Here is an 11,413-nt window from a genome sequence, read left to right on the forward strand (position 1 = left end):
TTGCTTGCAAGCGATGTTCTTGCCCGACGATGGGGCACGGCTCGCCTTTTGGCATCGCTTGCAAGCAAGCTCCCACAGGAGGGTGGGCACAAAAAAAGCCCGGCGCAAAGGCCGGGCTTCTTCGTCAGCGGGTGGGGTGGCTTACGCCAGGCCCGCCTGCTTCATCACTTCGGCGGCGAAATCGTCCACCACCTTCTCGATGCCTTCGCCGACGGCGAGGCGCTCGACGGCGATGATTTCCGCGCCACCCTTCTTCAGGGCGTCGGCGACGGTGATCTCGGTGTCGATGACGTACGACTGGCCCACGAGGGTCACGTCGGCAAGGATCTTGTTGACCTTGCCCGACACGATCTTCTCAAGGATATCGGCCGGCTTCTGCTTTTCCTTGTCCGACATCTTCGACAGCTCGATTTCCTTTTCCTTCTCGAGGAAATCAGCCGGGACGTCTTCCACCTTGATGAACTTCGGGTTCATCGCGGCGACGTGCATGGCGATGCCCTTGGCCAGCTCTTCCGAGCCGCCCTTGAGCGCCACGAGCACGCCGATGCGGCCGCCGTGCGAGTACGAGCCGAGCACGCCGTCGGTCTCGACCGTGGCGATGCGGCGCACGTCGAACTTCTCGCCGATGGTGAGCGTGAGGGCCTTGGCGGCGTCTTCCACGGTGCTGTCGCCGAGCTTGGCGGCCTTCAGCGTGGCGATGTCCTTGGCGCCCGACTCGAGGGCCACGTTGGCGACATCCTTGGTGAACTGGATGAAGGCTTCGTTGCGCGACGAGAAGTCGGTTTCGCTGTTCACTTCGACCATGACGCCCTTGCCACCCTTGGTGGCGACGGCGACGAGGCCTTCGGCGGCGACGCGGTCGGCCTTCTTGTCAGCCTTGGCCATGCCGTTCTTGCGCAGCCATTCCATCGCCGCTTCGATGTCGCCGTTGTTTTCGACGAGTGCCTTCTTGCACTCCATCATGCCGACGCCCGAACGCTCACGCAGGTCCTTGACGAGGCTCGCGGTGATCTCAGCCATGGTATTTCCTCAATGGTTTTGGTTGGCGCCGCGGCGGTGGTGCCGCGGCGCCGGTGAAACGGAAGCGCGTGCTACGGGGTGGGGCGCTTACGCGCGGCCACGACCACCGTCACGGCCGCCTTCGCGGCGCGGGGCACCCTTCTTGGCCGGGCCACGGTCGTTGCGGCGCTCGCCACGCGGGGCTTCGTCCTTGGCGACCGGGTTGCCGGCCTCGTCCATCTCGACGAACTCGTTGGCATCGCCGCGGGCGGCGTGCTGCGGAGCGGCGGCCTTGCCTTCGAGGATCGAATCGGCGGCGGCGCGGGCGTAGAGCTGGATGGCGCGGATGGCGTCGTCGTTACCCGGGATGGCGTAGTCGACGAGGGCCGGGTCGTAGTTGGTATCGACGACGGCGACGACCGGGATGCCGAGCTTGCGGGCTTCCTGGACGGCGATGTCTTCGTGGCCGATATCGACGATGAACAGGGCGTCCGGCAGGCGGTTCATGTCCTTGATGCCGCCCAGCGAGTTCTGCAGCTTCTCGCGCTCGCGGCGACGGGCCAGCACTTCGTGCTTCACCAGGCGGTCGAACGAACCGTCGGTTTCGGCGGCTTCGAGTTCCTTCAGGCGGGCGACCGACTGCTTCACGGTGCGGAAGTTGGTCAGCATGCCGCCGAGCCAGCGGGCGGTGACGAACGGCTGGTTGGCGCGGCCGGCTTCTTCAGCCAGGGCTTCGCGGGCCGAACGCTTGGTGCCGACAAACAGGATGGTGCCGCCCTTCTGGGCCAGGCCCGAGAGGAAGTTCATCGCGTCGTTGAAGAGCGGGAGGGTCTTCTCGAGGTTGATGATGTGGATCTTGCCGCGGGCGCCGAAGATGTACGGAGCCATCTTGGGGTTCCAGTAACGGGTCTGGTGGCCGAAATGGACGCCGGCTTCCAGCATCTCGCGCATGGTGACTTGTGCCATGGAAATACTCCTGGGCGAACCGCACGGGGCGGTTCTATGGGGGTTGGGACCTCCACGCATCCCCGGCTTCGACCCTGCCCGTGCCGCGGAGCCTTTCGCTCGTCGACGGCGGGGCAAGGCACCCCGAAGGCGGTGCCGATGCGTGTGTGGCGTTAAAGCGACTGCCCTTTGCCGGGCCAATGGTGGCGCCGTGCGGTTACAATCGCGCTTCGGTTTCGCCCCCGTGGCCACGCATCTGGTGGCTGCGCCGGGCGGCAAAACTCGCTAATTGTAGCCACCCGGGGCCGCCCGCCGCAAGTTGCGGGGGTGGAAAACCCGGCGGGGCGCCGCCACGTCGGTGGAAGCACACGAGAGAGAACCCATGGCAGTCGTACCCAAGACCCCCGAAGAGATCCAGTCCATGCGCGAGGCCGGCCGCCTGGCCGCCGAGGTGCTGGCCATGCTGGTGCCCCACGTCAAGCCGGGTGTCACCACCGAGGAACTGGACCGCCTGGCCCACGACCACATCGTGAACGTGCAGAAGGCCATCCCGGCCAACGTCGGCTACCGGGGCTTCCCGAAGACGGTCTGCACCTCGGTCAACCACGTGATCTGCCACGGCATCCCCACGGCCACCAAGGTGCTGAAGGACGGCGACATCATCAATATCGACGTCACGGTCATCAAGGATGGCTGGCACGGCGATACCAGCCGCATGTACTTCGTGGGCACGCCCAGCGTGCTGGCGAAGCGCCTGGTGGAGACCACGCACGAGGCCATGATGAAGGGCATCGAGGCGGTGAAGCCGGGTGCCACCCTGGGCGACGTGGGCGCCGCCATCCAGAAGCACGCCGAGGCGGCGGGCTTCTCCGTGGTCCGCGAGTACTGCGGCCATGGCATCGGCAAGGTGTACCACGACGAACCCCAGGTGCTGCACTATGGTCGCCCGGGCACGGGCATGGAACTGAAGCCGGGCATGACCTTCACGGTCGAGCCCATGATCAACGCCGGCAAGCCGCAGACGAAGTCGCTGCCCGATGGCTGGACGGTGGTCACCAAGGACCACTCGCTCTCGGCCCAGTGGGAGCACACCATCGCGGTCACCGAGGACGGCTTCGAAATCCTTACGCCCTGGCCGGACGCCGCCTGACGCCACCGTAACCCTCCCACGCGCCAAAGGGGCCCCGACGTGACGCTTCCCCCGCTTCCACGCCTGCCCGCCGTCGTTCCCCGCTCGGGCGTCTCGCCCGAGGCACGCCGTTCGCTGCGGCAACTGCTTGACGATGCCGACCGCGCCCTCGCCACCGCCTTCCGCGATGGCGAGGATGCCTCGGCGCTGGCCCTGCGCCGGGGCGAGATCGTCCAGCGCGTGGTCGTGCATGCCTGGGGCGCCTGCCTTGGCGACATCGCCGCCGCGGGCCTGTTCGCCGTGGGCGGTTTCGGCCGGGGGCTGCTGTTCCCGGCCTCCGACGTCGACCTGCTGGCGCTGGTGGGCGAAAACTCGCCGACGCTGTCGCGCGCCCTGGAGAACTTCTTCGCCTGCCTGTGGGATATCGGCCTGAAGCCGGGCCACGCGGTGCGCACGGTGGCACAGTGCCGCGAGCTGGCCGCGCAGGACGCCAGCGTGTTCACCAGCCTGCTCGACGCCCGCCGCCTCGCCGGCTGGCCCATCTTGGCCGAGCAGCTGCGCGGCATCCTCGACGACCCGGCCCTGTGGCCGCCACGCGCGTACCTGGCCGCCCGCCTGGCCGAGCGCGATGCCCGCCACGCGCGCTACGACGATACCGCGCAGAACCTCGAGCCCAACCTGAAGGATGGCCCGGGCGGCCTGCGCACGCTCGACGCCCTGCGCTGGCTGGGCCGCCGCCTTGCCAACGCGCCGGATTTCGACGCCATGGTGGCCGAGGGCCTGCTGGAGCCGGTGGAGGCCGCGAAGCTGACCCGCGCCGAGGCCACGCTGCGCCGCTACCGCTATGCCCTGCACCTGGAAGCCGGCCGCGCCGAGGAGCGCCTGTTGTTCGACTACCAGCGCGCCCTGGCCGCCCGCCTTGGATTCGAGGACGAGCACGCCAAGAACCTGGGCGTGGAGCAGTTCATGCAGGGCTATTACCGCGCGGCAACGCAGATCGAGCGCTCGGGCACGCAGCTGGTGGAGCGCTTCGAGGAGATGCTCGAACCCTCGGCCGAGCCCGAGCCGGTCGGCAACGATTACCTGCGCTACGGGTCGCGCATCGCCATGCGCAACCCCCACCTGTTCGTGCGCCGCCCCGCGGCCCTGGTCGAGATCTTCATCGCGCGCCTCGACGAACCGGGTATCACGGGCTTCACCGCGGAAACCATGCGGCGCATCCAGCACGCGGTGTCGCAGCATGGCGAGGGCCTGGCCGACGACCAGGCCGTGCTCGATGCCTTCCTCGCGCTGCTGCGCCGTGGCGCGCCCGCGGTGGACGCGCTGTGGCGGATGAACCGGCATGGCCTGCTGGCCGCCATCCTGCCCGCGTTCGGCAAGGTGGTGGGGCGCATGCAGTACGACCTTTTCCATGTGTACACGGTCGATGAGCACACGCTGCGGGTGCTGCGCAACGTGGCGCGGTTCGCCGACCCCGCGGCCCGTCGTGACTTCCCCGTGGGCTGCGAGATCTGGCCGCATATCGAGCGGCCCGAACTCATGCTGCTGGCCGCGCTGTTCCACGATATCGCCAAGGGCCGCGGTGGCGACCACTCGGTGCTTGGCGAGGAGGACGCCCGCGCTTTCTGCACGCGGCTTGGCCTGCCGGACGACCAGGTGGCCCTGGTGGCGTGGCTGGTGCGCCAGCACCTGCTCATGAGCACCACGGCGCAGCGCCAGGACATCACCGACCCCGACGTGGTGCACCGCTTCGCGAGCGTGGTGGGTGATTGGGAGCACCTCGACCATCTCTACCTGCTCACCATCGCCGACATCATCGGTACCAGCCCCAAGCTCTGGAACGCATGGAAGGACCGGCTGCTGTCCGACCTCTACACCGCCACGCGTTTCGCGCTGCGCAGCGACGTCAGCCATGCCACGATCGCCGGCTCGCGCGTGCGCGAATGCCGCGAGCGCGCGCTGGGCATGCTGGTGGCCGAGCGCTTCACGCCTGATGCCATCGCGAAGGTGTGGGCCGATTTCCCCGACCTGAGCTTCCTGCGCCACCGGCCCGAGCAGATCGCGTGGCAGACCGCCGCGATCCTGCGCGCGGGCAGCGCCACGCCGCTGGTCGAGGTGCACCCGTTCTCGATCCGCGGCAGCACCGAGCTCTTCGTCTACGCGCCCGACCGCGATGGCCTGTTCGCCACCGTCACCGCCGTGCTCGATCGCCTGCGCTTCTCCGTCGTCGAGGCGCGCGTGCTGGTGTCGAACACGGGCATGGCGCTGGATACGTTCCTGCTCCTCGAATCCGATACGCAGGCGCCGGCATCGCTGCAACGGGCGGAAGAGCTGCGCGCGCGCATGCTGCGCGCGCTCGACCATCCGGAGGGCCACAGCGCGCCGAAGCGTGGCATCTCCCGCCACCTGCGCCATTTCCAGATGGTGCCGCGCGTGGCCTTCAGCCCCGTCGGCGAGCGCACGCAGCTGTCGCTCGTCTGCACCGATCGCCCCGGCCTGCTTGCCGCGGTGTCGCAGGCGCTGGCCGAAGCGGAAGTGCGCGTGCATGATGCGCGTATCGCCACGTTCGGCGAACGCGTCGAAGACTTTTTCCAGCTCACCGACCGGCGCAACGCGCCGCTGCCCGAATCGCGCCAGGCCATCCTGCGCGATTGCCTGCTGCGCCACCTCGGTTCCGATACCCCCAGGACTGCCCTTAATGCAAATGCAAACGCTTGAATCCGTGATCAACGACGCCTTCGAGCGTCGCGCCGACCTGACGCAGAACGAGATCGAGGGCGATAACGGCTTGCGCGTCGTCGTCGACCAGGTGCTCGACCTGCTCGAATCCGGCGAACGCCGCGTGGCCGAGCCTGACGGCAAGGGCGGCTGGGTCGTCAACGCATGGCTGAAGAAGGCCGTGCTGCTGTACTTTCGCATGAACGGCAACCGCGTCATGGACGGTGGCCCCTCCAGCGCCTTCGACAAGGTGCCGCTGCGCTTCACCGATGGCGACGCCACCGAATACGCCGGCGTCGGTGCACGCGTGGTGCCGGGCGCGCTGGTGCGCCGTGGCGCGCATATCGCGAAGGATGCCGTGCTGATGCCGAGCTACACCAACATCGGTGCCTACGTTGGCGCGGGCACCATGGTCGATACCTGGGCCACCGTGGGTTCGTGCGCGCAGATCGGTGCCAACGTGCATCTCTCCGGCGGCGTGGGCATTGGCGGCGTGCTCGAGCCGCTGCAGGCCAACCCCACCATCATCGAAGACAACTGCTTCATCGGCGCACGCTCGGAAGTGGTCGAGGGCGTCATTGTCGAGAAGGGCTCGGTCATCGGCATGGGCGTGTTCCTGGGCCAGTCCACCCGCATCTACAACCGCGCCACGGGCGAGGTCAGCTACGGCCGCGTGCCCGCGGGCAGCGTCGTGGTGGCCGGCAGCCTGCCGGCGAAGGACGGCAGCCACAGCCTGTACGCCGCCATCATCGTCAAGCAGGTCGACGAAAAGACCCGCTCCAAGACCGGCATCAACGAACTGCTGCGCAGCGGCGAGTGAACCGATGACGACCACCGTCTACGGCCTGCCCACCTGCGATACGTGCAAGAAAGCGCGCAACTGGCTCGATCGCTTCGGCGTCGAGCACGCCTTCGTCGATTACCGCGCCAACCCGGTGCCACCGGCCACGCTCAAGGCGTGGTCGGTGCAGCTGGGCGGCTGGGAGAAATTGATCAACAAGGCGTCCACCACGTGGCGCACGCTGCTGCCGCAGCGCAAGGATCCCCGCACCGACCCGGAGTGGACCCTGCTGCTGAAAGAATACCCGGCACTCATCAAGCGCCCCGTGGTGGTGCAGGGCGACGAGGTGAGCGTCGGCTTCAGCGACAACACCTTCAAGAAGCGCTTCGCCAAGTAACCCGATCCTTCCAACCAACCCCTGTGGGAGCGCGCTCGCGCGCGGTTTCGTCACGATGCAAGACGTCCTGGACCTCACCCGCGACCTCATCGCCCGCCGCTCGGTCACGCCGGCCGACGCCGGTTGCCTGCCGCTCATCGCTGGCCGCCTCGAGCGGCTGGGGTTCCGCATCGAGCACCTGCGTTTCAACGATGTCGACAACCTGTGGGCCACCCACGGCAACGGCGGCCCCGTGCTGGCGTTCCTGGGCCACACCGATGTGGTGCCGAGTGGCCCGGAGGAAAGCTGGGCCACGCCCCCGTTCGAGCCGACGGAACGCGATGGCATGCTTTATGGCCGCGGCGCGGCGGACATGAAGGGCTCGGTGGCGGCGATGGTCGTGGCGCTGGAACGCTTCGTGACGGCGCACCCCGGCCACGACGGCACGGTGGGCCTCCTGCTCACCAGCGACGAAGAGGGCGTGGCGCTGCACGGCGTGCGCCAGGTCGTTGAGCATTTCGCGGCCACCGGCCAGCGCATCGATTACTGCGTGGTGGGCGAGCCGTCGGCGAAATCCACCTTGGGCGACCTGATCCGCGTCGGCCGTCGCGGCTCGCTGTCGCTGACGCTCACGGTGCACGGCGTGCAGGGCCACGTTGCGTACCCCGAGAAAGCGAAGAACCCCATCCACGCCTTTGCGCCCGCGCTTGCGGCGCTGGCGGCGGAGCGCTGGGATGAAGGCAACGCCGACTTCCCGCCCACGTCGTTCCAGGTGTCGAACATCAACGCTGGCACCGGCGCGAACAACGTCATCCCCGGTGAGTTGGTGGCGCTGGTGAACTGGCGCTTTTCCACGGCGAGTACGGCGGATGGCCTACGGGAGCGCGCCGAGGCCATCCTGGCTGCGCATGGCGTTGATTACGCCGCGCAGTGGCATCTCTCCGGGCATCCCTTCCTCGCCACGCCAGGCGGCCGCCTGCGCGAGGTGGTGGCGGGCGTGTGCCGCGACCTCTGCGGCATCGAGCCGGAGCAGAGCACCGGTGGTGGTACCAGTGATGGGCGGTTCATCGCGCCGATGGGGGCTGAGGTGATCGAGCTGGGGCCGGTGAATGCCACCATCCACAAGGTGGATGAGTGTGTGTCGGTGGCGGATCTGCGGAAGTTGCCTGATCTGTATGAGGCGATTTGCCTGCGCATGTTGTAGGGGTCATCGCGCGCGAGCGCGCTCCCACAGGGGGAGCGGGGGGCCTTAGTGCAAAGGGGTGATGAGCAGGGTGTGTTGCGTGGGGCCGGGCAGCAGCGGGGTCAGGTGGCCTTGCACCCATTCGTCGTGGCCGGCGCCGTGGAAGAGCGATAGCGGGTGGCCGCTCTGGCCGCCGGGCATTTCCAGGTAGCTTTCGTCTTCGTGCCCGGGTGAGATGGCGAAACGCTCCGACGCGCCGAATGCCGGCGCCTGTACGCGGGGCATGTCGGTATCACCAGGCAGCGGTTCCGCCGGCATGTCGAGGTACCGTGCAAGGAAACCCGGCAATGCCGCGGCAAGCGGGTGCGCGATGCGTGCCGTGTTCTGCTCGCCCCAGGTGCGTGCCTCGATGCCGCCCGGGCCCGTGGCGAGATCATCCATCGTCTTGCGCGCGGCAGCGGCCAGCAGGTCGTCCCAGGTGGCCCACTTCGGGTCGAGCAGGTGCACGGGGCGCCCGACCAGCATTTTCCAGACGGCGCCCTCGGCCGTGGTGCCGCGTGGCCAGGTGAAATCCGGGAAGCGTGCCTTGGCGCGGGCGGCGAAGGGCGCCAGCACAAGGTCGCGCACGTTCTGGCGGAACGCGCGGACGGCACGGTAATCGACGCTGTCGACCGCCGCGTGGCCCGTCCACGTGGCGGTGGCGCGGCGCAACGGTGCCAGCGCGCCGTCGCCCGTATGCACAAGCGTCGCCTGCAGCAGGTCGTTCCAGCGCGACAGGAACACGGCGCGGTCGTCGAGCTGGATCGAGAGCATGTCGCCCGGCACGAAATGCTCGCGCGCACGCAGGTCGTCGCGGATCTGCTGGGCGCGCGCGCCAAGGTCGTGCCCACCGTTGCCGAGCAGGGCCAGCGCCTCGCCGCCGACGGTGCGGTTATTGGCGGTCCACAGCCGGCCGTCGGCGGGGTCGACGAGGCGCGGGTAGCGCGAAGCATCGGCGAAACCGCTCCAGCCCGGCGCACCGACGGTGCGCAGCGGTATGGCGTTGCCGATGAGCGTCCAGCCCACGTGGCCTGCGCGATCGCCCACGAGCAGGTTCTGCGGCGGCATGCCCGCGCGCGGGCCGACATCGAGGGCCGATGCCACGTCGGCGGCGCGTTCCAGCCCCATGATGCCCAGGTTGAAGGCGTCGGGCCGGTGCGCGATCCAGGACAGGGCCAGCGGGGTGCCGTCGACGTCGCTGGCCACGACCGGGCCCCATGCGGTGTCCTCCACCTTGAGGTGGCGCGCCGTGCCGCCAGCGACCTCGATCACTTCATCGTGCACATCGAAGGCGGCACGGCCTGCCGGCGTGGCGTAGTACGAAGGATCGGCCTTGTCGCGGGCGACCCGGACGAAATCCATCCAGTCGCCGTAGCTGTTGGTGAAGGCCCAGGCCACCTGGCCGTTCGAGCCGGCCACGAGCGCGGGCGTGCCGGGCAGCGTCACGCCATTGAGGTCGCGCATGCCGCCGGGGGCCGTGGCATCGGGGAAACGCAGGCGCGCGCGGAACCAGATATCCGGCACGCGCAGGCCGAGGTGCATGTCGTCGGCGACGAGCGCGGCGCCATTTTCGGTCAGCGCGCCGGCCACCGCGAAGCTGTTGCTGCCGGGCAACGCCTCGGCCGGCAGGTGCGTCGCGGCGGAGGCCAGGCGCGGCTGCGCACGCAGGTCGAACACGCCGGGGCCGGGCAGGGCCACGTCGGCGGAGCGCGACCCATCCAGCGCGGCTTCCCACGTCGGGTCCGGCGCGGCCAGCGCATCGACGAGCGCGGCGGGCAGCACCGCGTGCAGGCGCATCAAGCCCAGCTCGCGGCCATTCGTGCCGTCTTCATTGAGGTCGAGGTACATGGCGCCCAGCGCCAGCAGGGTGTCCTCGCCTTGCCAGGGCTTCGGCGGCTGGCGCAGCAGCAGGTATTCCCACGGCCGCACGCGCAGGCTCGCCAGCCCCGCGTTCACGCCATCGCGGTACGCATCGACCGTGGCACGCTGCCCGGCCGGCAGGAATTCGTAGGCGGCCTCGGCCACGGCGCGCAGGCGGTGCACGCGGTGGCGCATGTCCACGTCCGCGGCTTTTTCGCCGACGAGCGCGGCCAGTTCGCCCGCGGCCACGCGGCGCAGCAGGTCCATCTGGAAGAACCGATCCTGCCCGTGCGCGAAGCCCAGGGCCCACGCGGCATCACGCCGGTTCGCGGCCTGCACCGTCAGGGTGCCGCGCGCGTCGCGGGTGAGCGTGACCGGTGCGGATGGCCCGGCGAGGGCCAGCGTGCCATCGAGGCGCGCCAGGCTGCCCGCGAGCGCGGCATAGCCCACCGCCACCACGAGCACGGCCAGCAGGAGAAGACCGATGAGCAGGTGGCGGGCGCGGCGCATGGCAGGTCAGCGCGGCTTGGGGAAGACGGCGACCATGCCCGCGTAGGGCTTGGTCATGAAGGCGGGGGCGCCCGCGTAACCGTTGGTCGGGGTCCATGCCTGGGAAATGGTGCCATCGAGGAACAACGCATCGCGGCAGCCGAGCTGGTCGCGGAACAGGCGGGCGAACGCGTGGAAATTCACCGGGGCGCGGCTAACCACGAAGACCACCTCGTGCGCTGTCCTGGCGCACACGCCGCTACGCCATTTCATGCTGTCCGAGCCGTTGTCGAACTGCGTGTTCACTTCCCCGTCGATGACCAGCATGGGCCCGGATTGCGTGGCCCAGCGCGGCTTGCGCCCGCTGGCCGCGAACGCATCGGTGGTGCGCACTTCGGCGGTGCCGTCGTCATACACGGCGAAAACGCCATTCGGCAGCAGTGAGAAATTGCCCGAGCGCGGGTTGCCATGCACGCGGTTGAGCGGAACGACGGCCTTGCCGTTTTCGACATACAGGCCCAGCGGCCGGAAATCACGGTCGTAGATGCCTGCATTGGTGGCGAAGGCGAGCATGCGCCCCTTGCCGGCCGTCCACGTCTTCAGGGCCTCGAGGCTGGCGAACGGCTGCCCGGTGTCGGGGTTGCGCCAGAACAGCTCGATGTCGTCACGGCGGGTATCCACGGTGGCGACGAAGTAACCCTGGCTGTCGAACACCACGTCGCGGCCGTCGACGGCATCCGCCGACGGGGCGCAGCCCATGGACAGGCCGGCGGTGCCGCCGAGGGCGAGGCTGCGGAAGAGGAGGCGGGTGGCCATGCGGCGGATACGGCGGTGGGGCATCCGCCGATGTTCGCCGGGCGGGCGGGGAGGGTGCAAGGGGGTACACTCCGGGGT

At 69.0% G+C, this 11,413-nt stretch carries 8 protein-coding genes and 1 pseudogene; 5 read left to right on the forward strand and 4 right to left on the reverse strand.

The window, feature by feature from the left end; all coding sequences use genetic code 11:
- Positions 1-141 precede the first annotated feature (141 nt).
- Together tsf and rpsB are read right to left on the reverse strand one after the other, a co-directional pair.
- Entirely contained in the window at positions 142-1,020 is an 879-nt protein-coding gene (gene tsf / locus VI08_RS06165) for a translation elongation factor Ts (protein WP_045828686.1), read from the reverse strand.
- A gap of 87 nt (positions 1,021-1,107) precedes the next feature.
- The gene (gene rpsB / locus VI08_RS06170) at positions 1,108-1,965 is read right to left on the reverse strand and encodes a 30S ribosomal protein S2 (RefSeq protein WP_045828687.1); all 858 of its coding nucleotides are present in this window, start codon (positions 1,963-1,965) and stop codon (positions 1,108-1,110) included.
- 361 nt (positions 1,966-2,326) lie between these two features.
- Between rpsB and map the strand changes: the two genes are divergently transcribed.
- The 5 genes and pseudogenes from map to dapE all read left to right on the forward strand — a co-directional run bounded on the left by map (position 2,327) and on the right by dapE (position 8,152).
- Positions 2,327-3,094: a type I methionyl aminopeptidase gene (map, locus tag VI08_RS06175; protein WP_045828688.1), complete on the forward strand. Its 768-nt coding sequence runs from the start codon at positions 2,327-2,329 to the stop codon at positions 3,092-3,094.
- A 39-nt stretch (positions 3,095-3,133) separates the two neighbouring features.
- Positions 3,134-5,680 (forward strand): annotated as a pseudogene (glnD, locus tag VI08_RS06180) ([protein-PII] uridylyltransferase); the annotation flags it as partial.
- Entirely contained in the window at positions 5,619-6,611 is a 993-nt protein-coding gene (gene dapD, locus VI08_RS06185) for a 2,3,4,5-tetrahydropyridine-2,6-dicarboxylate N-succinyltransferase (RefSeq protein WP_332308619.1), read from the forward strand. The pseudogene glnD and the gene dapD, both read left to right, overlap by 62 nt.
- Positions 6,612-6,615: 4 nt before the next feature.
- Entirely contained in the window at positions 6,616-6,969 is a 354-nt protein-coding gene (locus tag VI08_RS06190) for an arsenate reductase (RefSeq protein WP_045828690.1), read from the forward strand.
- A gap of 55 nt (positions 6,970-7,024) precedes the next feature.
- On the forward strand, positions 7,025-8,152 hold the full coding sequence (gene dapE / locus VI08_RS06195; RefSeq protein ID WP_045828691.1) for a succinyl-diaminopimelate desuccinylase: 1,128 nt from the start codon (positions 7,025-7,027) through the stop codon (positions 8,150-8,152).
- Positions 8,153-8,197: 45 nt separating this feature from the next.
- Here the strand turns inward: dapE and VI08_RS06200 are convergent, their stop codons facing one another.
- Positions 8,198-10,540: a penicillin acylase family protein gene (locus VI08_RS06200; protein ID WP_045828692.1), complete on the reverse strand. Its 2,343-nt coding sequence runs from the start codon at positions 10,538-10,540 to the stop codon at positions 8,198-8,200.
- Between the two features lie 6 nt (positions 10,541-10,546).
- Entirely contained in the window at positions 10,547-11,359 is an 813-nt protein-coding gene (locus VI08_RS06205) for a phosphodiester glycosidase family protein (protein ID WP_332308620.1), read from the reverse strand.
- Positions 11,360-11,413: the final 54 nt, after the last annotated feature.

The organism is Luteibacter yeojuensis (genome assembly GCF_000964085.1).
Lineage (GTDB): Bacteria > Pseudomonadota > Gammaproteobacteria > Xanthomonadales > Rhodanobacteraceae > Luteibacter > Luteibacter yeojuensis_A.

Excerpts from the sequence above, each read along its gene's own strand:
- tsf (WP_045828686.1), bottom strand. The coding sequence starts at position 1,020 with ATGGCTGAGATCACCGCGAGCCTCGTCAAGGACCTGCGTGAGCGTTCG.
- rpsB (WP_045828687.1), bottom strand. The coding sequence starts at position 1,965 with ATGGCACAAGTCACCATGCGCGAGATGCTGGAAGCCGGCGTCCATTTC.
- map (WP_045828688.1), top strand. The coding sequence starts at position 2,327 with ATGGCAGTCGTACCCAAGACCCCCGAAGAGATCCAGTCCATGCGCGAG.
- dapD (WP_332308619.1), top strand. The coding sequence starts at position 5,619 with ATGATGCGCGTATCGCCACGTTCGGCGAACGCGTCGAAGACTTTTTCC.
- VI08_RS06190 (WP_045828690.1), top strand. The coding sequence starts at position 6,616 with ATGACGACCACCGTCTACGGCCTGCCCACCTGCGATACGTGCAAGAAA.
- dapE (WP_045828691.1), top strand. The coding sequence starts at position 7,025 with ATGCAAGACGTCCTGGACCTCACCCGCGACCTCATCGCCCGCCGCTCG.
- VI08_RS06200 (WP_045828692.1), bottom strand. The coding sequence starts at position 10,540 with ATGCGCCGCGCCCGCCACCTGCTCATCGGTCTTCTCCTGCTGGCCGTG.
- VI08_RS06205 (WP_332308620.1), bottom strand. The coding sequence starts at position 11,359 with ATGCCCCACCGCCGTATCCGCCGCATGGCCACCCGCCTCCTCTTCCGC.